The sequence below is a fragment of the Gordonia sp. Swx-4 genome, from assembly GCF_030316175.1.
GTDB classification, from domain to species: domain Bacteria; phylum Actinomycetota; class Actinomycetes; order Mycobacteriales; family Mycobacteriaceae; genus Gordonia; species Gordonia alkanivorans.
In genome coordinates, this window is sequence record NZ_CP128197.1 from 2651406 (window position 1) to 2674845 (window position 23440).

The following is a 23440-nucleotide window of genomic DNA, read 5'->3' on the forward strand; positions in this document are numbered from 1 at the left end:
ACTCACGTGCGCTCCCCGGTCGCCGTCATGACAGTTCGCGGCGGCGACCGGCCGCATGCGACGCTGGCTCCCTCATCTCAGGATCAGGCGCCTTTGCGACAATGCGACGCATGGTCGAACAGAGCATATGGATGCAGAAGGTCGCCGCCGATCCCGGACACTCCCAGTGGTACGTCGAGCGTTTCCGCACCATGGAGCGTGAGGGAAAGGACGTCGTCGGCGAGGCCCGCTTCATCGACGCGATGGCAGCCCGCGGCTCGCGCATCCTCGACGCCGGATGCGGAGCCGGACGCATCGCCGGATACCTGGCGGCAGTAGGTCATGACGTTGTCGGCGTCGACGTCGATCCCGTCCTCGTCGCCGCGGCGGAGAAGGATCACCCGGGACCGCGCTGGCTGGTCAACGACCTCGCCGAACTCGACCTACCCGCCCGTGGAATCGACGAACCTTTCGACATCATTGCGTCCGCGGGTAACGTAATGACCTTCTTGGCCCCGAGTACTCGCGTCACCGTGTTGCGTCGGTTGCGCGCGCATTTGCGCGAGAACGGTCGTGCGGTGATCGGTTTCGGCGCGGGCCGAGATTATCCCTTCGACGACTTCCTCAGCGACGCGTCGACGGCCGGCTTCGATAGGGACGTGCTCTTGTCGGCGTGGGATGTTCGGCCGTTCACCGAAGACTCAGAATTCATAGTCGCGGTACTTCGCCCTGCCCAGGAATCGGGCTCGGCGCATCACCAATAGATTGGTCGTAGCTCGAGTCGAGGCTGTGTTCTCGGCCGTACTTCACCCCGAGATACTCGGGTCGTTCGGCACGACATCGGACAGTATCTCGCGTAGCGAGCCGACAATCGCCTCGAGGCATTCAGTCTCGCCGCGACGAACTCCGGTGACGATTGCTGCCAGCGGGATCCCTACCGCGTGCACACGGACCTTGCGTTTCCCTCCATCGCTGGGAACGGCCAGCTCGACGGTCATCTCCGAACCCTCGCTCCCAGAGGCCGGGAAGATGAGGTACGACGTCGGTGTATGAGTGAACCCGAGGTAGCACTGCGCATACAGAAGAAGCTGGTAAATATCTTCGTTAGAAATGCTCTTGTCGTCGTACCGCTTGTACTTCGAGTCGATCGCACACTGACGAATGCCGCTGTGCAGAACGATATCTGGAGCGATCGAGCGTCGCGAAACCCCGTTGACAGTGATCAGCGAGGAGTTGCGTTCTTGGGTCTGCATGACGCCCCCTGGTGCCGGCACCACTTGGGCGATCAGCCATTCGATGAACTGCTCGAAGAGCCGGTTCATGTCGATGAGGAACGTCTCCACCCGCAGGACCGAGTCGGTGGCGTCATCAAGCCGAGCTAGATCGATCAACGCTCGACACCAGGTGTGCGCTGCGCGGTACGGCTCTGTCCGGCGCCCGTAGACGACTAACGTTTCGAGTAACGTCCTGGTCGAAGGCAGTGTGGGCGCGATCTGGCTGAGTCGTTCCTCGAGTGCTGCAGCCCGTCGCCGTACCTGTGCGTCCGAGGCGACACGGCGTGCGGTGCGCACCCCTGCGAGCAGGACATGGTTTTCGATGTTGTCGAAGTCGAATTCGTCGAATGAGCATGCCAGCGCAGTGAACTTCCCATAGTACACCGTTGCTTGCCTGTACGTATCGAGCCGCCCCCGCAAGAAAGGCAGGTCATCCGTGTGGCTGCGATAGTCTCGTATCAGCCCACGAGAGACGAGCACCTCGGTATGCGCGACGACCAGCCGGCACAGCAGTTGAGCCGCATCCTCGGTGGGGTCCGCGGACAGCCCTCGAAGGTACTGCGGCAAGTCTCGGATCGCACAACCGTTGGTAAGCGCCAACATCGTGAGGACGCCAAGACTCCCGCCTGCAAGCTTCGGGACGACTCGCACGCGTAAATCCGGAGTCAGGTCGACGCTACCGACGAACGAGGTGGCTCGAACCTCTACCCGCTCGTCAGATAGCCATTCGACCGCCAGTTTGCTGCCGAGCGCCTGACTCATCCGCTCTTGATCGTCGAGCGATATCGACGGCAGCGAAATGAGTTCGCGAGAGTACTCGGTGAGCTCAATCATTCAGGAGTAGACCTGATCTTGAGTCCGTAGTTGTCGGCGAGAGCGGCGACCAGCTGGGTGTCGTCGTAGACGATCTGCTTGAGCCGGGACGCACCTGCGTCAACAATCTCACTTCCGAGGAACTCGCGGAGCTGCGCATAGTCGTCGTAGACGATCTCTTGTAACAGCGGGATGATGTCGGTGCGAATCACCTCACCGAATGCCTCCGCGGACTCAATAGGTTCGTCGTGGTCGAGGAAGTACGAGTGTCCGATCTGTCGTTCACGACCCGCGATTCGTGCGACTCGATCGTTCAGCTGCTGGAGGAACTGGTCAAGCGGCAGGTCGTCGATTGTCGTGTCAGCCAGGAGATCAGGGTCAGGTAGAAGCTCAATGAATCCAAAACGCCTGCGCAGCGCTGCATCGAGTGAGCGGATGCTCTGGTCGGCTGTGTTCATGGTGCCGAGGACGATGACATTCGACGGAATCGAAAGTAGTTCGCCGCTGGTCGGCAGCGTGACGTCATCGCCACGTCGCGTTCGCTCGATCACCGTCATTAGCTCGCCGAACACGCGCGGTACGTCCGCTCGGTTGATCTCGTCGATGATTATCACGTACCGCCGGCTGGCGTCTTCTGCCGCTCGTCTAGCTACCTGCTTGAAGATGCCGTCTCGCAGTTCAAGTTTGAGCTCGGCCTCGCCAGGCATCGGGCGGAATCCCTCGATGAAGTCTTCGTATGCGTAGGACGCGTGAAAGGTCACCTCGGTCAATTGATCAGCGCTACGGGCGGTGTGCTGATCCTGCAGCATCCACTCGGCAAACTGCTTAGCTGCCCTGGTCTTACCTGTGCCGGGAGGTCCGTAGAAGATCAGCTGCCCTTTTCGATCGAGGATGCTTTTCCACCGGGTGAATGCTGCCTCGGCTTCGGGTTCGACGGCGATCGGCGCCGGCACAGGATTGGATTCAGGAGTGGATTCAGGATCCAGGATCTGGTCGAGGTGAGTGCTGGGGATCTTGGCGATCGTGGTCGTCGCCCACCGTTTGACGGGTTCTGACAGTTCGTGCTGTGCAGCTAGGTCCCAGGTTACGTTCACAGTGTGCTTGTACTCGGGACGTTCTGGCCGCCACTGATAGGCCGCGGACGTCACTGTACCGACTCCAAGCACCTCGGAGGTCCCCCGATTCGCGACAATTTTGTCGCCCTCGGCGATCTCCATCAGCCGCCAGAGTTCTCTACCTTTGCGCGTAATCGTCGCTTTGTGCCCTCGGTACATGTCATCGAAGGTCTCCGTGAACGCTGCAGTGTAGTCGTCTTTCGTCGTGAATAGCGACAAGTCCCCGACTTCGTCCCAGCCGACGCAAATGTAGCCACCCTCTACGCATTGATCCCACAACCTCCCGCGTTCCCCCGGGGCGATCTTCCAGTACTTCGGGCTCCGCGAACCTGGAGGTGGGGACCAGGAATATAACAAGCCGATGAAATCCAGCGAGTCTCGAGTCTCGAGTTCGGAGTAGCTACGAAGGTGACGCAGCAACCGCAAGTTGATATCGATTGCGTCACCCGAAGTGTCGAGCCCAAACTCCCGGGCGAAGTGCATTAGATGGTTCTGGCTGTAGATGGGTAGTACGTGCTCGGAGAAGTACAGGTAGAGCGACTTGAGCCGAACAACTTTAGCGCCACGGAGAATGTCGATCTCGGACGTCGATGTCCAATCACCTTGTTCCGCGATCTCAAACATCTGGTTGAAGCCGTCGCGCAAGGCGTCCCATGCTTCCTCAACGCTGGAGTATCCGCTCGGATACGCCCACTCGCCGGTAGTCCGGCGAAAGAGGACGTGCTTGTGCGCGCTACCGCCTGCGATACTGCCGAGTTCGGGAGTGCCCCACTCGAGGAAGTAGGAGTAGTTGTTGCGAATCTTGCCGGCGTTGAGCGCGTAATCCTCAAGCGACATGTCACGCCAGGCCCCCAACGGAAACCGCTCAAGGAAGGCCGCGTGCTGCTCAGACTGCCTCTTCTTCAGGGCTTCGTCACGGTTCGGGTGGCCGGCAGATATAGCTTCTTCGAACTCCACTTCGAGCTCCTTTGACGGTTGTCGTTCATCGAGGCTGTCGACGGCAGCGTCTCTATGTCAGCTAATCGCCAGTTCCGCCTCTATCGTTTCCAGCTCTTGAGGCAGCAGATGGTTGTCGCGCATGAACTGCATCAGCTTCTCCACCACCGAAAGAGTATTGGCGAGCTGCACCTTCGCCGGCGCCTTCTCGTCGCTGAAAGTCGAGAGCCTGTTCAATTGAGCCGAGATCTGGCTTTCAGCGAGCGCGAGACGCGTCCAGAGGTCCGCGTCGTGGGGTTCGCCCACTTTCTTCAGTGCGTGTGCGGTAGCGACCTGGATCGCGATGCTCGTCGGATCTAGTGAGACGCGAGGCGCGCCACCACGGACGGTCGCCGCAGCCGTCGTAACAACCGCTCCAGTGGAAGCAAGACCACCGAGCATCGCGAGGCCGCCGACCATGCCCCCTGGTCCGAAGGCAGCAAGGCTACTGGTAATTGCCGCGGCGCCGACCGCAGTTGCCGAACCCGCGACGGCCAATCCGATGGGACCTGCCGCAAGAAGAGCTACGCCTGCGGCCGCCATCATTATTCGTGTCTTCGTGCCAAAAAGTCCCTTGTCACCGTTGAGACAGTCCGTTACCTCGGTGACCGCGTCTTTGACCTTATCCCCGATACCGCTTCGAAAACCCAACTCGACAAACAGGTTTGGCAAGGACTTCACACGCGCTTCCCCTACTTCGATCTCGTAGGGGTCAACCGCGTTGGTGAATGCGAGAACAACTGCCTGCGTTACAGCTTCGGTCAGGTCCCAACGACGTGGCAAAGATGGGACCCTGCCCTTGGCTAACTCTGCGAATTCCGGCGGGAGTTGGCGACCCTCGCCAACTACTGAAAGCAACTCTTGGACGAAGTTGTCTTGCAATACGTCGAGCGCATCTTCGTAACGGTCCTTCGTGTCCTTGTCACTGATGTGGGCCGCGACATTGTTCGCGTACGCGAGAGCGAGGAGCGATCCTGCCTCTTGATCGCCAAGTCGTAGTACCACGGCGTTCTCCGCGGAAGTCTCAGTTGACGCGGTGACGCCATGGATCGTCTCGCTGACGAGTCGCGCTATCGCTGGGTGCCGTAAGTAGAGGTCGGCGGAATGCTTCGCAGCGCCGCCTATCTGGAAATCTTGCGCACCGGGGAAGATCCGGGCGAGTCCGCGGCCGGCGGTAACAGGGTCGCGAGGGTCCAGGAAGTTCGACCAGTCGTCCACACGCGCATACGGGAAGCGCTTCAAGATCCGGTCACTCCCCCGGTGAAGGGGCTCGGAACCTGCAGGACTTCCGATAGTAATGAAACGTTTTACATGAAGTTGCTCTGGTAGGTGATCGAGCAGGTCGATAGCGATGACACTTCCAAGGCTGTGGCCTATAAGGACGATCTCCCCCGAGCTAGGCAGATCATCGAGGATGTTGCCGAGGACCGCGCCGCGGAGGTCCTCATTAGATAAGTATCTCCGAACTTGCTTGAGCACCAATCCTGGCGCGACGCTGATGCCCGCCGCCTGAACAGCTTCCACAACCACGTCCGGTACGTCATTTAGCCCGAAGACTCGAACATCACTCGATCTCCGGAGCATTCGCTGCACACGTGCTTGACGACGCTCGAACGCGCGTCGCGAATCATGGTCATTCTTGACCTTGTAAGTGACTCCTGGGTGCTTGGACTTGATCCCGTCCGTGTTCAACAGGTGCGAGTAGCGCGGCGCGATGACCGCTTCGGGGCTGACCTGAGGAGCATCGATACGGGCCAGGCCGCGGTTGAGGCCGTCCAGCCACTCCAACTTAGGATTCCCGTCGCCGACTCCGTGCAGGAAAACAATCTTCACCCTCGCTCCTTCGTGATGTGCTGTCCTCGCGCCGAAGGTCCCTCTTCTGGAGAAGTCCTCGTACGCATGGCTGTTGGTCTGATCAGTTCGTGCCCAGTAGCTCTACGAGCCAATCAACGTCCGCGCCCTCCGCCTGTACAACGGTGTAGCCCGCGTTCTTGAGGTCGTCATCGCGCTCTGAGTCGAGGCCTTCCACAAGTACGACCTTGGTCCGTTCCCATAGGGCTTCGACTGGCCAGTAGTGCTCTCCAACCTCGACACCAATCTCCGGCTTGGGCCTGGTGCACGGATAGGTGACAGGGTTAGTCACGCGGCCTGAGGGGCCTCGTGGTTGATGATGGTCTCGAATTCAATGGGGGTCAATCTGCCGAGGCGGTCCTGTCGTCTGCGGCGGTGGTAGGTCCGTTCGATCCAGTGCACGATGGCGGCCCGGAGCTCGTCTCTGGTGGCCCAGGATCGACGGTCGAGGACGTTGTTCTGTAGCAGCGAGAAGAAGCTCTCCATCGCCGCGTTGTCACCACACGCACCGACCCTGCCCATCGACCCGAGCATGCCGTGCCGGGTGATGGCCTTCTGCATCTTCTTCGAACGAAATTGAGACCCTCTATCGCTGTGCAGAACGCAGCCGGCCACGTCCCCTCGCCTGGCGACAGCGCTGTTCAGGGCGGCCACGGCCAGGCGGGACTTCATTCTCGAGTCGATCGAGTACCCGACGATCCGGCCCGAGTAGACGTCCTTGATCGCGCACAGGTACAGCTTGCCCTCGGCCGTCCAGTGCTCGGTGATGTCGGTCAGCCACAGCTCGTTGGGGCCGGGCGCGGTGAAGTCTCTCTTGACGAGATCGTCGTGTACAGGCGGGCCGGCCTTGCGGTGCTTGCCGCGGCCTCTCTTGCTGATGGTGCTGGTCCAGCCGCCGGCGGAGCAGATCCGCCACGCCGTCCGCCGGCACATCTTCTCGCCTGCGGCTTCGGCCTCGTCGGCGAGGTAGCGGTAGCCGAACTCCGGGTCTTCGCGGTGGGCGTCGAACAGGGCGTTGGCCCGGTACGCCTCGGCGAGCTCGGCGTCGGTGATCGGGTTCTTGCGCCACCGGTAGTAGGGCTGGCGAGCGATCTTGAGTACCCGACACGCCACCGTGACGGGGATGCCGTCAGCGGCCAGCTCACTCACGAGCGGGTACCACCTTTTCCCGGCAGATTCGCTTGGGACAGGTACGCCGCCGCCCGGCGTAAGACCTCGTTCTCCTGTTCAAGCAGGCGCACACGCCGCTTGGCCTCGCGCAGCTCACGCGATTCGGCCGACGTGGTGCCGGGCTTGATCCCGGCCTCCACGTCGGCCTTGCGGATCCACTTGTTCAGGGTCATCGGGTGGATACCGAAGTCGGCAGCGATCTGTTCGAGAGTCACACCGTCTTCACGGTTCTGGGCGACGCGGACAACGTCGTCGCGGAACTCCTGGGGATAGGGCTTGGGCACAGCTGGCATCCTTCCAGGCCGCCCGGCAGGGCAAGCCAGATCAGATGTCACCTACTCGTGCACCAGCCCCCTTCGCCACACCCCGTGCAGCTAGCGACATGAAAAGCTCGACTACAACCGGCGAAGTGAACGCCAAGGTCTCACCCCAGGGGCCATCGACGAGGTCTGTCGACCCCTCAACCTTGAGTGCCGCGAAGATCTCGAGGGCTCCTTCACGTGAGAGTTGATCGTGATACTTCTCGTTTCGGAATGATCGGAGGCATCCGTAACACGACGTCTCGACGCCGCAATCGCAACGGGCCACCCGGTCCACCGCGAACTTGATTACGCGGTCCAGGTTCTCGGCGATGCTCTTCGAAGCGCCGGCGCCCGCCGGCACAGTATCGAACAGCACGATGCTTCGACGCCCGTCGCCAGTCCAGGACAGCGTGCCGTCAATGTCATCGCGGCTGATCTCGAGCGCTTCCGACGCTCCCTCCAGCAACGCGTACAGCACTGACAGCCAGCGTGATTCGGAAGCCTTGTCGTAGGACACCGAACTGAACGAAAACTCCGCGATGTCGGTCTCATACCGATGAGCGAGCGACACGATGCGAACAGATCCATCACAAGCAGCGCCAGTTGTCGGCCTTTGGTGACCACCACCCGTGGGTTTCGTTGTGGCTGGAGCACCCCATCCGCACCGACCGCAGAGCTGGAACCCACGTCCTCCCCCGTCGGAAATGACGATCATTCGGGCGCGCGTTCCAGCGCGGGCTTCGACTTCGACGCCGCCCGTCGAGGACCACGGGAACGGGTCGCTGACATCGCCGAGATCTTCGACGTAACTGTCTCCTCCCCAGCGGCGCTGAGGAGGCTCAGGCTTGACGTCCTCAACCTTTCGGTCGGCCACGAATCCGAACTCGGGTACTACAAAGGTGCGAACCCTCTGGAAGCTTTGACTACAGCTTGGACATGCCTCATCCAGGTCGAGGTCAGTCCCGCACTGGAACTGACCGCAGGTGCCGCACGTCCGAAACTTCAGCTCGACCAGCTCACGCTTCGGAAGCTTATTCAGGCCGCGTGAGGTCCATAGCTTGCCGCCTGCGACAACCTGGTTGCCAGGTGCGTAGTCGTAGATTGCTTGGCTCAGATCTCGCGAGAGTTCGAGTGAAGCGCCAACGTCACTCTCGCAGTGCAGAGTACGGAGTTCCACCGTGTCGACCGGGAACCCGTACTTGGGCAATACATTCTTGTTGGCGAGGAACCCAAGTAGCTGCCGGCTCTCGATAGTGCGGAGTGTCTTCTGTAGGCGCCCAGCGAACGACAGTTTCTTCGCGGCTACCGCGTCTTCGATGAGCCCATGATAAATAGCGATGTCGGCCTGAATCTCCTGCTCCGCAATCGCCAGCAGGTCACACAGCTTTTCGACCCAACTCCCGTCGTCGACGCCAATTGCCGCCGTCAACGACGGCGGAAGCACCCTACGAACAGCCGAATCCACAGCCTTAGGAACGGGATTCAGGAAGTGCTTTACTTGCGAAGCGGGCGAATCTTGACCACCTTCAGCCGGCGAAAAGAACTCGCCTGCATACTTCCACGCCACACCGTCTGCTTCATACCGAGAGCGGAAGTAGGCCGAGAGTGCGACTGAGTGGGCGTGCCTGCGCGCGATGCGCTCATTCTCGATGGGGATCCACGGTATGCGCATCTCCCCAGCAATCATGGATTCTGGGTTCTGGTACTTCGACAGGTCGTGCGAGCTGCGTTTGGCGTAGGTCAACACGAGCGCTGCGGATGCGGCACGGCGACCGGCTCGACCCGCACGCTGGACATAGTTCGACGTCTTCGGTGGCATGTTGCGCAAGACCACCGACTGCAGGTCGCCCACATCAACGCCGAGCTCAAATGTCGTTGAGCAGGATAGGACATTCACCTTGCCGTCAATGAACTCGCGCTGGATTGCTGCCGCCGCCTTCGGTTCCCACTGCGCCGTATGTTCTTTCGCGGTGAGCGGCGCAGGTCGCATCGTGCGGTACAGGGTCCGGTAGTGATTCGCGTCGTCTTCGACCGTGGGCACGAGAAAGGTCTGCAACTTGCCGTCGCAGGCTCCGTGAGGACACAAGCCGCGAATGTTGTTGATCGTGAGCCGTCGACATGACGAGCACTGATACCAGTCGCAATCAGAGCCGGGGACGATGCGCAACATGTTGTGGTCAACCTGGTAGACATCACCGGCTGACTTGTCGGCTACAAGCCGGAACGCGTTCTGGTCCAAGAGGAAGCGCCAGCAGCCGTCGAGAAGCTTTTCGGCGGGCATGTCCGCTCCGAGGTCAGTCAGTACCTTGCGAACGAAGGCAATTCGGTTATTAGTCGTCCCCGGCCTACCGGCCGGAAGCCAGCTAATAATCCGCTTCTTTGGATCCGAGTTCATCGATCGAATCCGGATCTGTGTGTTCCGTGGCTCGAAGATCTCTGCCTTGATATCGACGTCGTCGAGCAAGGTGATTGCGCCCTGCAGCCGGACGATCTTGACCAACTCATCAAGGAGTCCCCAGGCTTCCTCATCAGTAAGCCCAAGTGCTGCAAACGCCGGCGGGAGCTGCGCACGACGCGACCGGAACAACCGGACACCCATAAGTCCCAGCCCTTCGAGCGACTGACGCTGGTCCAGAGCCATCAACTCCGCCATGACCCATGGATTGACCGTGCGCTTGACGGTGGCGCGTGTCGCGGTCTCCTCGAAGTAGTAGGCGTCAGTCGCCTTGCGGGCGGCGTAGTCCGCGAGGTCCTCAGCGGACAGTTGTTCGCCCTGGTACTTGGGGTCGGCAAGCACCATTGTGAGGTACCTACGCTCGATCATTCGACCGTAGGTCTTACCCAGATACGGTGCCGCGAACGCGGCGGCCTGGCGCGAGTCCGAGAACATCAGGAGCTTGCGGCCTTCTCCGACTTCTTCCACGGTTTCGTCGGTGGCCGGCGGAAGGTGTTGATACAGAGCAGTAGTGATAACAGCGGGGGCCGCGTTCGTGTCGGTACGGAGCCTGCGGATGACCTGGCGAGACCGCGCACCGCACTCGGTACATTTGCTCATCACGCTTGCCGTCCGCGTGTGCTCACGAACCCGAAGCGCTGGTCCGCCAGGACATTCGGGATTTGCGCAGTGGTCAGAGCCAAGGGCTCCGCATCCGGCGCACAGGTACTTGAGATTAGTGTCTGCTTCAGACTCTCCGTCTTGGGCCAACGTTGCTTCATCTTCATCAACAACCGATTCGCCGGGCGCGTCGGTCAGAACCAACCACCGCACCTGCCCATCCTTCTTCGCCGGACGGAAAAACTCACGGCCCTGGACGGCTTCTCGATCGCCGGCAAGGTGCACTGCGCCACATCGCTGACACGTACCGAACTCGAACACTGCTCGGCCTGTGTCAGGATCAACTTCGTGTCTGCCAAGAAACACTTTGGGTCCGTCATCTGCGAAGGACACGAACGCGCCCTCCGTCGCCCTCACAAACAAGTGATATCGCGCGGACAGGACGGGATTTCCGCCTGCGTCTTGTACTTTCGAACCAAGTGCAACGAGTGCCTCGAGCTTCTTTGCGCTGTCACTAGCGCCTGGCCACAGCTGCGGTGCTAGTTCCTGAACCGTCACCGGCCCCCGAGCAAGAATCGCCTGCAGGTCACTGACGTGTTTCTCGGTGTGCAGCGCGTCAGCCATGTCGCCGCCGGAGTGAGCACCGAGGCTCTCGAGGTCGGCGTCTGGTTGCGCGTACCGGAACAAGTCCGCATCGTCGATGCTCCAAGTGGGAGCATCACTCCGTCGAAGACGCGTCGGTACGACAAGGTCTTGGCGTTCCGGGTCGTCCGCAACGAACTCGAAAGGCGCGTCGAAGAGGTTGCGTGCGAACGTCGTCGCCTCTTCGCCTTGCGTCTCAGGAGTCTTTCCCGTGAGCGATGCGGAAGTCGCGATGCATTGAAGCGGACGATCACGACCAACGCGCTGCCGGAGGCGGCGTAATAGTAGTGCGACTTCTGCTCCCTGCGCACCGTCATAGACATGGGCTTCGTCCAACGCGATGAAGCGCCACGTTCCGGAATGCTCGCCGTCAAACAGATCGAGATCAGCTGGCCGCAGCAGCAGGTACTCAAGCATCGCGTAGTTCGTGAGTAGGAAGTGCGGCGGATTGGCCCGCATTTCTTCGCGACTGAGTAGCTCGTTGGGCAAGCGCTCTTGACCGGGGTTCGCCGCTCGATAGGTCGACTCCGCATCACGTCGAGTTTGTTCGGTCTCTCCGGTATAGCGACCAAAGGTGATATCGGGCATACCCTTAAGCAACCCGCGCAATCGCTTCAGTTGGTCGTTGGCCAGAGCATTCATGGGGTATAGAAGCAAGGCGCGCACCCCCGGCCCCAGCGTGCCGTTCGCACGCTCCTCCATGAGCGAGTTGAGTATCGGAACCAAGAAGCTCTCTGTTTTCCCCGATCCTGTACCGGTGCTGACGACGAGATTTCGTCCGCGGGTAACCTTCCGGATCGCAGACTCCTGGTGCCGGTACAGCGGTCGAGTCATCGGCAACGCATCGCTGTCTAACAAAGAGAAGTCACGGTGCAAGGTGCCATCGTCGATCAAGTCGGCCAGCGATGCGCCCGGCGCGTACGGTGGCGTCACCTCGAGAAGAGGACCCTTTGTGAGGAGCGTCGAGCCGTCGATCGCACTATCAAATGCCCGCGCTAGCTGTGGGTCCCGCGGCGCGAGAAGCGTTTTGAGATAGCGCCGATAGCTCTCCTCGATTGCGCTTCCTGCGGCGAGCGGGTCAAGACGGGCGCTCATTCGCCTTCTCCAATCAAGTCTCCATACGTCAGGTGTGCTGTAAGCGCCTCGGCTATTAGTAAGTCACCGGCGACCATCTCCGGGAAGTAATCGGCCAGCACAGCCCATGCGTTGCGCATATCCGCAGTCATCGGCGGGTACTCGAACTCTCCGCGCGACTCCAGTCGTGCAACTGCAGCTAGGGTGAGCGATTGCGCCGGCAGCATCATCCATGGGTGCTCGAATGTATCCACGCCGTCCAAACCTTCATCGCGAGACGCGATCACGTCGTAGAGTGCCGGCGATAAATCCTTCACCGCTGCAAGCGCTTTGGTGACATGGCTCGGGAGTTCTCGCGAAATCGGGTCAGCAGTCCATTCATGACGCCTCCGAAAGACTTCGAAGGCGGCGCTGGTTCGCGTGTCAGCGTCAAGCAGTGGCCCCGGAACTAATCGCAAGTCTTCGTAGATCTGGGAAACCTCCTCAACGCTCTTCTGCAGCAAGGGAAGATCACCTCTGGAGAACACACCAGCACCTGGTCTAACCATCTTGCCCGACTGCAGCAGCGCCATGAGGTCGTCGCCACCCTGCGCCCGGAGATAGCCGAGCGTCTCAGCGCGCTCGGTGGCCACAGTGCTGGCCTTTTCTCGCAAGGCTGGCAGATCAGCGATCTCAATCATGCACCCGATCCAAGGATTCGGGTGCATGTCGTTCAGAGTGAAGCTTGCAGAGAACGGATAGTCGACGAGGTGAGTTCGGATCAGTAGGCCCATCATCTCGTCCTGCGAGACAACGCTATTCCCAAGCGCTTCCAACGCGAACCGAGGATTTCGACCGAGGATCCGCACCAACCCGCCGCGGAGGTGCTGCGACTTGGAATCGGACCTGTCCCAGCGAAGGAGTGTCAAAGCCGCCCATGCACCGGCGGCTGCCTCGGCGACGAGCGGGGCCTTCCCTTCACCGGCCAGATATTGAGCAAGTTCGTCGAGAACCTGATCTGAGTCTCGTACCCAGCCCGGCTGGCGTACTCGCATGGCGTCACTGGAAGGCTGTCGAGGTCGTGAGATGACTGCAAACGGATCGTCGACGAAGACTTGGGCTATGAGGTCACCCGCATCACGCAGGCTATCCGAAAGTAGCGCTCGACCACCACTGATCACGAGGCGTTGCACTGGTTTCCAAGGGGCCGTGGCGGCCCATACCCATACGCCGAGGTCCTGTATGTGGGCGAGATCGTTGAAGACGAGGTCTTGGCCATCAAGCGAGATGGCACTACACAGTCGTGCAGGACGAATGTCGGCAAGCGTGATCTCGTCGACGACTCCGTCTGGCGTCTCAACGATGGCAACCAGGCGAGAAACTTCCGCGCCGCGCGCGGTGTCGACGAACCGTCGCGATGCGACTTGAAAGACATCGTTGGAGCCACGTTCCTGGACCTCGCTCTGGAGTGTCTCCCCTTGCTGATCCAGCAGTGCGAAGACCACTCGCGATGCCGCGGGAACACGAACAGCGATGATGGAGTGTTGTTCCAGGTCAGCAGACGACAAGGCGAGAGGGGACGAACGCCACTGTGCCGGTGACCCCACCGTGTCGATTCGGAACTCAAAGTGCGGCGGACGGACCAAAAGCTTGAAACCGTGGCCGGCGGTGCCCACTCTGATGTCGTTCTCTCGATCATTCGGCCCGAATTCGAGGACCTCGGTGTCGACCGGCAGATCGAACTGAGAACCGATCAGGCAAATCGTCGGAGTCAACCCGCTTTCGACAGGACGTCGGAACGGCACTTCGTAGTCGATCGTCAGACCTTCAGCAATGAACAGCACAAGCCGCTGGTCGGGACCCCTGTCACCGCTGACAACGATTTCGTACTGACCCAGCAGCGCCTCCTCGACACCGTCAAAGGGGTCTAGTTCTGTCTCTTCAGTGTCTGACTGCCAGTCACAGTCGGTCAGCCACGCGTGGTCACCTACCCGACGGGTCTTTACCTGCCAGGTCACAGGTTCAGAACCGACATGCGGCGGAAGATCGACCGTGGGAAGGTCCGCGTAGACACTCAGCCCGGCGGGCGTGAACAGTCCAGGAAGCGCTTTGCCAACAACGAAAGATGGCGACCCGACCGACCTGACTCCACGGACCGAGCCATCCTGACCTGTACGCACAACGAGGATTGATGAGTGATTCGTGAGATTCAGAGTGTGTACACGCCACCCCGTCCACCCTGACGGCACACGCACGTCATCGACTGCGCGAAGTTCTTCACGTGTCACCGCGTCGAGCACTGCCGCGTCTTTGGGATGCATCGCGAGCACAAGCCCGCGGGGCAGAGTGCTATGCCGTGGGATGAAGCGGCCGTCGGGCGTGAACAGTAGAAGCGGATCACCGGAGTCGAAGATCGCGACTCGATAGGTTGCTTCCGATGCGTCGTGGCGGATCGTCACCTCGCGAGAGGGGCTGGTGATCGCCACTGGCGTCAGTGGATTGTCGCCGTCCTCGTTACCCCATCCTCGTTCAGCAAAGATCTCGCGCGTGACGCCACTGAACGTGACCTTCCACGGGAGGTCTCCGTCGGACAAGGGATAGGGAACGTGGACCTCGACCTCGTCATCGTCGACGGAGTACGCGACCAGCGGACCTGACTGGCGTCGAAGTGCTCGCGAAGTGGTGCGTTCGTCGACGTCCGCGAGGAACGGGTGGTCTCGAATGCGCGCGATCAAGCCGTTGAGGATGAGGGTAGGCAGTCCCGTGGTCGCAGTCTCGAGCTCGAGGTCGTTCCAGACCTCGGGCTTCTCAAGGGTGAAGACAAGGAACTCGATGATCCGGTCAAGAATGTTGACCGCGGTCTCGCCGCCAAGTTCAAGGAAGTTCCGGACTGGCACATCGAGCCGGCTCAGCCGGTGTTCCATGCCGGGTTCCGTGAGCCACTCGAGCAAAGCCGCGCCGGTGGCGTCGCGCCCCTGCTGGATATGGTCCTCGATAACTTCGATGAGGTCGGTGAGGCAGTGCACTGGAATCCCGGCATGCAGTGCCATGGACATGACATAGGTCCGGCCGGGGAACTCCGGGAACTCGCGAAGATCGAACTTGCGCAGTAACTCGGGTAGCGCATGTCGAAGTTGTCCTTCGAACTCCTGGTCGCGGTCGACCCCAAGTTCGTCCCAAAAGCTGTCCCAATATCGACCCTGCTCGTACGACAGACCGGCGTGACCAATCATCGTTGTCAATGTCAGTGCGGGATATCTCCGAATGAGAGTGGCTTGCGTGCCTTTGCCGCTCTCACGCGTGACGAGGCGACCAAAGAGCTCTTGAGCACGACGTAGTTCGTCCTCGTCCAGGTTGAGCTCGAAGAACAGCCCAACATCCCTGAGTGCCTGACGAATTCGAAACTCTTCATCACTAGCCTGGTCCGCTAGATAGGAGCTCACTGTGTTACCTCCCGCTGGTCAGCGCGATTCACTGTGCCACCGCTAACTGACATTTAAGGCCAATCGTATGAGTGTCGTCCGGACGAGCTACATCGAAAGTGACGCAACGGGCCTCAATGTGACGAAGGGTTTCAGTCACGCGATACGGTCAGCTAGTACACGTCGCTACCCGGAGGGCTGCACCATTTCTGCACCAACCACAGAACTCAACGTCGCACCTGGCTCGATCGTGGTGGTCCGCGACGAGGAGTGGCTGGTGACGTCAGCCGAGCAGGGCTCCGACGGGTGGCTTATCAAGGGGCGCGGACTAACGGAGCTGGTCAAGGACACGACCGCGACCTTCTACTCCAGCCTGGACAAGATCGAGGTACAGGACCCGCGCGACGCGGAGGTTGTCGCTGATGGTTCGTCGGGCTACCGGGACTCACGTCTCTGGCTTGAAGCCCTGCTACGCAAGACACCATTCCCCTACGGGGACCAGACGCTGACGGTGTCGACGCAGATGCTTGCTGACTCGCTCGGCTACCAGCGGGCCGCGGTCGCGAAGGCCCTGGATCCACAGCACATCCGGCCGCGCATCCTGATCGCGGACGCGGTGGGTCTGGGCAAGACCCTCGAGATCGGCATGATCCTCTCGGAGCTGGTGCGACGCGGACGTGGCGAGCGCATCCTGATCGTCACCCCGAAGCACGTGCTGGAGCAGATGCAGCATGAGCTATGGTGCCGGTTCGCATTGCCATTCGTGCGGTTAGACTCCGCCGGCATCCAGAAGGTGCGGCAGAAGCTTCCTGCGACCCGGAACCCGTTTACCTACTTCAAGCGGGCGATTATCTCGATCGACACCCTCAAGAGCCCTCGCTATAAGGCGCACCTGCAGCGTCAGCACTGGGATGCGGTGGTCATCGACGAGTCGCACAACCTGACAAATGTCGGGACTCTAAACAACGAGCTGGCACGTGTGCTCGCACCGAACACGGAAGCGCTCATCCTAGCCTCAGCAACCCCCCACAACGGTCGCGAAGAGTCTTTCGCAGAGTTACTGCGCCTCCTGGATCCCACCGCTGTTGCGGCGGACGGTTCGTTTACCAAGGACGACGTCGCCTCACTACTCATTCGACGACACCGGCACCATCCGGAGGTTGCGGCCGAGGTCGGCAGTGACTGGGCTGAGCGAGCCGAGCCGGTGCACAAACTAGTGGCTCCGTCGTCCGCCGAAGACGCCGTCGCCAGCGAACTCGCCCAGACGTGGTTGCACCCAGCGAGCGGTCGTTCTCCGTACTCAGGTCAGACGAAGGCTCTCTTTCCGTGGACCCTGGCCAAAGCGTTCCTCTCCTCCCCTGCTGCACTTGCAGAGTCGATCAGACAGCGTCGAACCAAGCTCGACACGTCCGTCCCGGAACAAGCCGCTGAGCTCGCCGCCCTCAACACCCTCGACGAGCTGAACGCAAAGGCACTCAACGACTCAGCAGGAAAGCAGGCGGCCCTGGTTCAGCGGCTGAAGGAGATCGGGGTCGGCGCCAAGTCGCCGATGCGAGCCGTGGTCTTTGCCGAGCGAGTGGCCACCCTTCGGTGGCTAACCGACCACCTGCCCAAGCAACTCGGGCTCAAGCCTGAGAACGTCGCGATGCTGCACGGCGGCCTGTCCGACGTCGAACAGCAGGAGATTGTCGACAGCTTCAAACTCGAAACCTCGCCCATTCGCGTGCTGGTTACTGGCGATGTCGCTTCCGAAGGCGTGAACCTGCACTCGCAGTGTCACCACCTGATTCACTTCGACATTCCGTGGTCACTGATCCGCATCGAACAGCGCAACGGCCGCGTTGACCGCTATGGGCAGAAGCATCCGCCGGTGATCTCGTCACTCATCCTCCAACCGTCGGACCCTGACTTCTCCGGTGACCTGCGTGTGCTGTCTCGCCTTCTTGAGCGGGAGAACCAGGCGCACGGCACCCTCGGTGACGTCGCGTCCCTCATGGGCAAGCACTCCGTGACCGACGAGGAGAACGCGATCCGCGACGTCCTGATCGGCAGGTCGACTCTCGACGAGCAAATCCGCGACGTCGAAGACGTGGCCGCCGGCGACGACCTCGACGCGTTCTTCGCGCAGTTCGACCTCGAGGAAACCCCGGACGACGATCCGACGACCGCACTGCAGCAAGCCCCGCGGCAAAGCCTGTACCCCGACGACCTCACATTCCTCGACGAGGCTCTCAAGGCCGCATTTCACGACGTGCCGCACGCGAACTTGGAGGCCGGCGGCGTCGGCTGGACGGTGCATGCCAACCACGCGGTCGCGGAGCTGACGCCGCCGCGGGATCTGCGGCAACGTCTCGTGCAGCTGCCGCAGAACTACCTGCAGCACGGCAAGGTCCTCGAACGGCTCACCCTCGCCACCTCCCCGGAGGTCGGCAACGCGCAGCTCGCCGCGGCCCGCGAGGGCAAGGGCGTCGCAAACACGACGTGGCCAGAGGCGCACTACCTGGGGCCGCTGCATCCGGTGCTGGACTGGGCCAGTGACCGCGCGTTAAGCGCGTTGGGGCGCAATCAAATTTTCGTGATTCGCGGCGACGTCGACTCCCCTACCGTGTTGCTGATGGGGACGTTGATGAACCGGCGCGGTCAGTTGATCTCGCGAGTGTTCTCGACGGCCGAGTTCCCCAATCCGAGCAATCCATCGTTCTGCGCGGTGGAGACGCTGCGGAGCCTCGATTTCCTCACCTCCGACACGGGGCTGCGGCCGGGATCGGCGAACCCCGGCGCGGTCGCCGACGTGGAACGGTATCGGGCGCTGGTTCCGACGGCGGTGGACGAAGCGTCGAGAGCGATGCAGGTGGTACTAGCCGCACAGGAGTCCGCTGCTACAGCGCGACTGGAACGGTGGCGGCGGCGTGCTGATCGGTGGCGTACGGGCGCCGAACATCTCGAACTCTTCGGCGGTCAACGAAAGAAGGTGGACACCCTGTCTCGCCGGATCGCGGAGGAGCAGCGCCTCGCTGAATCACTGGCTCCCACTCAGCAGTTGGTGCGGCCCCTGCTAGTCATCGTGCCGAGCACCTCCGGAAAGGACCAGTAGGTCGTGGCGTCTCTCGATTCCATCGTCATCGGCGAGGACTGGATCAGCGAGCACTACTTCACCACTGACTCGGCGAAGGAGTCGTTCCACGGCAAGGTGCTGGAGCTCCGCAAGCTGTGGGACGCGGAGAAGAAAGAGGGTCGGACGACGGTTCGCGACGGTCTACTTGCCGCCGCAGGCGCCCTGCAGACCGTGCTCGCCGGGCTGGCGGAGAGCCCGGACACCGCACGTGAGGCACACGCCCTGACCCGGGTCACGTTCGGGTACCCGGCCGCGCTGTCGACTTTCACGGCCGAGCGCGCCGGCTCCGAGCTGGAGATCCCCGACGCGAAGCTCGACGGCACCACGAGTGTGCTTTTCCTACAAGCGGTTCCGGTCGCGGCTATCGAGGACCTACTCGACCCGGAGACGGGGGTGCTGATTGTGCCGGCCATCGAGGACGGCAAGCCAATCGAGTCAGTGTCGACGGCGGTGTCGGCGGCGTTCCGATCGGATGCGCCGCCGGCGTTCATGGTGGTGCAGGCCGGGCAGTGGCTGCTGCTCGCCGAGGCCGAGCGGTGGGCGGAGGGACGCTACCTCGCCGTCGACTTGCTTGTCGTCGCGGAGCGCCGCCACGAGGCGAAGGGCGGCGAGATCGACCGCGTCGCCGCGATGTTCGGCAAGCAGGCGCTGCTCCCGGATGCCGACGGCAACATCTGGTGGACAGGAGTGCTCGAAGAATCGGTGAAGCACACCGTCGGAGTCTCGAAGGACCTGCGCGAGGGCATCCGACTGTCCATCGAAATCATCGCCAATGATGTGGTCAAGCGACGCAGCGCAATGGGCCTGACGCTCGAGGGTATCGACGGGCAGGAACTCGCGAAGCACTCACTGCGATTCCTGTACCGGATCCTGTTTCTGCTGTACGCGGAAGCGTCCCCAGAGATGCGAGTGCTGCCAACCGGCGCCGCCGAATACCAAGAGGGCTACGGCCTCGACAGACTGCGGGAGCTGACTCTCGTCGAGTTGACATCAGGACAAGCCCGCGATGGCACACACCTATATGAGTCACTGGCGACACTCTTCCGCCTGGTAGACATCGGACACATCCCTGCACCACGAAATGAGAACCGGGACGACCCGGCACCCGGTCTAGAATTCCAGCCACTCCGAGCGGACCTGTTCAGACCTGAATCCACTCTGCTGATCGACGAAGTGGGCCTGGGGAACGAAGCCACTCAGCAAGTGCTCGAACACCTGCTCCTAACCCAGGAATCAAAAGGCCGTAAGGGCGCCGACCGCGGCTTCGTCTCCTACGCGGAGCTGGGCATCAACCAGCTGGGAGCTGTATATGAGGGCCTAATGTCGTACACCGGCTTCTTCGCGGAGGAAGACCTCTACGAGGTCGCAAAATCGCTCGACAAGGACGGCAAACCAGACAAGGGATCATGGGTCGTGCCGGTCACGCGCGCCGATCACCTGCCGCCCAAACACTTCGTTCCCGACCCCGAGGACACGTCCGGCCAGGGCAAGCCAGCTATCCATCCAAAGGGCACCTTCGTTTTCCGGCTAGCTGGACGCGAACGCCAGCAGTCAGCGTCTTATTACACGTCGGATCTCATGACAAAGTTCGTCGTCTCACAGGCCCTCGAGGAGCTTTTGGACCAAGGCAACGAACGCACAACCCCCGAACAAGTTCTGCAGCTCAGTATCTGCGAGCCTGCGCTCGGATCGGGAGCATTCGCGATCGAAGCGGTTCGCCAGCTCGCTGCTGAGTACCTCAAGCGCAAGCAGGAAGACCTCGGGAAGCTAATCGACGCCGACCAGTACCCAGTCGAACTACAGAAGGTCAAGGCACACATCGCGCTGCACCAGGTGTATGGAGTGGACCTCAACGCGACTGCGGTCGAGCTCGCGGAAGTCTCACTGTGGCTCGACACGATGGTTGCAGGCCTACAGGCGCCGTGGTTCGGACTGCACTTGCGCCGAGGCAACTCGCTCATCGGCGCGCAGCGGTCCGTGTACGCGCCGAGTCGGCTGTCGAAAAAGCAGTGGCTCAAGATTCCGTCAACGGATGTACCGCTCGGCGAGGCAATTGGTGCTGGCATTCACCACTTCTTACTGCCCTCCGAGGGTTGGGGTGCAGTCATCGACACCCTAGAAGCCAAGACCTACGCGCCGGAAAAGCGTGAGAAACTTCGACTTTGGCGCACCGAGATCCGCAAGTCGCCCAGCAAACCGATCGTGAAGCGCCTGCAAGCGCTTGCACAACGCGTGGAAACGCTCTGGGAGATCACGCTGCGCAGACTGACGATTGCGGAATCTGAGATCCGACGCGATATCCACCTCTGGGGCACCGACCCGGTCGGTCCAACTTCGGGCGTGACCCGAGAAGAGATCGAGGCAGTACTCGGTAACCTGAATGGGGGATACCGTCGGTTGCGGAGAGTGATGGATGCTTGGTGCGCCATGTGGTCTTGGCCGCTGACCGCCGACGTCGAGCCGCCGACCTGGGATGAATGGGTCAGCGGGCTTGAGGCTCTCTTGGGGATATCCCCAAGAGAAGGTAGATTTGAGAAGTACGGACAAACTAGCCTCGCAGGTGACCTGGACTGGCATGAACTCGACATCGCTGAAGACACTGACCGGGCATTTGCCCGGGCGATGTCCATTGACACTGCACTCCGTACATACCCATGGCTAACAATCGCCGCCAAAACCGCCGACTCGCAAGGCTACTTCCACTGGACCCTAGATTTTGCGCCGGTGTTCGCTCGAGGCGGTTTCGATCTGCAGGTTGGCAACCCGCCGTGGGTCAGGCCTGACTGGGACCAGGCCGGCACTTTCGCCGAGTTTGATCCGATTTGGAAACTCGCGAGCACTAATGTGGCCGAAAGCGGGCCAAGCAGCTCCAAAGCACTAATGTCAAACCCCTCAATTTCAACATCAGTGCTGTTAGAACGATCAACCCAGGCAGGCGGGAGCGAGTATCTCGGGTCAGAAGTCAAGTGGCCGTTATTGGACGGGGTCCGCACCGATCTTTACCCTTGCTTCATTTCCGCTACATGGGCGAATCAGAAAGAGAATGGAGTCGTTGCGCTAATTCACCCCGAAGGCCACCTGGTGAATGAGGACTCGAAGGAAATTCGCCGACAAGCATACAGGCGCCTCCGTAGACACTGGCATTTTCGGAACGAGAAGAAGCTCTTTGATATCGACAACAACAAAGAGTTTGGGGTACACATCTACAGCGGCGAAAGAGAGCCTCACTTCCTCCAAGCATCCTCACTATTCACACCTGAAACAGCCGAACGATCGCTTATTCATGACGGCGCCGGAGAAGTTCCCGGAATAAAGAATCGCGATGGCGAATGGGATACACGACCACACAGGCGGAGAATTTTCCAAGTCGACCGTGGGATGCTCGATAAATGGGCACAGATTCGCGCAATAGACGGCGGTGAACCCGTTGAGCACACAGCTATGTGTTATATGGTGAACGACACAGTTCTTGAAGTGCTGCTCCGCCTGGGTCGACATCCTCGTGCAGGAAGGCTGTCCAATAAAGCCGTGTACGGGTGGAACGAAACGACCGATGAAAAGAACAAGAATATTGCACTAAAGGTGATCACCCCCACCACATGGGAGGATGTAATTCTCCAGGGCCCGCACATCTCTCCAGGAAATCCTCTAAATAAGCATCCAAACCCAACACTCCGAAGTAATCGCGACTGGTCACCAATTGATCATCTGTCGACGACCGTAGATTTCATTCCTCGCACGAAATATATTCTAAATAAACCGCGACGCGAGCTCATGAACGCTTATCCGAGGCCCGGCGGCGTTGACACGACGACGCACTACCGATTGGCCTGGCGAGAGTTCGTGACACAGAAAGCCGAGAGAACCCTCCAAGCGGCAATCATCCCACCGGGACCAACCCATCTTTATACTATCTATTCATACTGCTTCAAACAGCAGGCCGATCTTGTTGCCGCCGCTGGGCTATGGTCCTCAATAGTTAGCGATTTCTTGATCAAAGTATCGACATCGGGTCACATCAATGGAAGTGCTGTAGACCGAATACCCCATATCAAATCGCATGCGCTGTCGCGCAACCTTGCACTCCGAGCCCTTCGGCTCAATTGCCTTACAAAGGAGTTTTCAGCACTTTGGGAATCCTCTTTCGACCCAGAATGGGCTGAAGATACATGGACCCCAAGCTTCGCATCACGCTATCCCCATTTCGCAGAAATTGGTGCAGTCAAGAACAAGTGGAGCATCGATACGCCACTTCGAAGCCAGCTTGAGCGTAGGCAAGCGTTAATTGAGATCGATGCAATTTCAGCCATCATACTGGGAGTATCTAGCGAGGAGTTATCCACCATATTCCGGACGCAGTTTCCTACACTCCAAGACAACGACCGGAGCCTCGTCTTCGATTCGAATGGACGGACACTGCCCGCCAAACTAGCATCGAAGCACAAGAACGGCGCTCGTATTCAATCAACCGAGCTTACCGCCTGCGGTATCACATATCAAGAGCCATTTGTCGTTGTCGACCGCGAACGCGAAATGGGACTCGCATATAAACACTTCAGCGAAAGTGGCAGCTCCACCTTAGGTACAAAATACAGTCAGGAAACATACGAATAACTGGAGACAACCAACGTGCAAGCCTACTTCAATACTGGTATCCAGACGAAGAAATAAGCA

General features: G+C 60.4%; 9 protein-coding genes. 3 read left to right on the plus strand and 6 right to left on the minus strand.

Annotated elements, in window-relative coordinates:
* The first annotated feature begins 110 nt into the window (after positions 1-110).
* A complete protein-coding gene (locus PWF70_RS12120; protein ID WP_286352604.1) occupies positions 111-743 on the plus strand; it encodes a class I SAM-dependent methyltransferase in 633 nt (210 codons plus the stop codon).
* A 42-nt stretch (positions 744-785) separates the two neighbouring features.
* Here the strand turns inward: PWF70_RS12120 and PWF70_RS12125 are convergent, their stop codons facing one another.
* From PWF70_RS12125 to PWF70_RS12150, 6 genes are all read right to left on the minus strand, one after another.
* Positions 786-2087: an McrC family protein gene (locus PWF70_RS12125; protein WP_286352605.1), complete on the minus strand. Its 1302-nt coding sequence runs from the start codon at positions 2085-2087 to the stop codon at positions 786-788.
* Positions 2084-4138, minus strand: coding sequence for an AAA family ATPase (locus PWF70_RS12130; protein WP_286352606.1), 2055 nt, complete (start codon positions 4136-4138; stop codon positions 2084-2086). Before PWF70_RS12130 ends, PWF70_RS12125 begins: the two co-directional genes overlap by 4 nt.
* Positions 4139-4195: 57 nt before the next feature.
* Positions 4196-5989, minus strand: a complete 1794-nt coding sequence (locus tag PWF70_RS12135; protein WP_286352607.1) for an alpha/beta hydrolase family protein — start codon at positions 5987-5989, stop codon at positions 4196-4198.
* 306 nt (positions 5990-6295) lie between these two features.
* A protein-coding gene (locus PWF70_RS12140; protein ID WP_085948641.1) for an IS3 family transposase occupies positions 6296-7461 on the minus strand; the annotation gives its coding sequence in 2 pieces (ribosomal slippage) (positions 6296-7174 and positions 7177-7461; 1164 coding nt in all).
* Positions 7462-7501: 40 nt separating this feature from the next.
* A complete protein-coding gene (locus PWF70_RS12145) occupies positions 7502-12271 on the minus strand; it encodes a DEAD/DEAH box helicase (protein WP_286352608.1) in 4770 nt (1589 codons plus the stop codon).
* Positions 12268-15672, minus strand: a complete 3405-nt coding sequence (locus tag PWF70_RS12150; RefSeq protein ID WP_286352609.1) for a hypothetical protein — start codon at positions 15670-15672, stop codon at positions 12268-12270. The genes PWF70_RS12145 and PWF70_RS12150 overlap by 4 nt, the downstream gene beginning before the upstream one ends.
* Before the next feature lie 67 nt (positions 15673-15739).
* Between PWF70_RS12150 and PWF70_RS12155 the strand changes: the two genes are divergently transcribed.
* Positions 15740-18745 (plus strand): helicase-related protein, encoded by a 3006-nt coding sequence (locus tag PWF70_RS12155; RefSeq protein WP_286352610.1) that lies wholly within the window; start codon positions 15740-15742, stop codon positions 18743-18745.
* A gap of 3 nt (positions 18746-18748) precedes the next feature.
* Positions 18749-23380, plus strand: a complete 4632-nt coding sequence (locus tag PWF70_RS12160; RefSeq protein ID WP_286352611.1) for an Eco57I restriction-modification methylase domain-containing protein — start codon at positions 18749-18751, stop codon at positions 23378-23380.
* Positions 23381-23440: the final 60 nt, after the last annotated feature.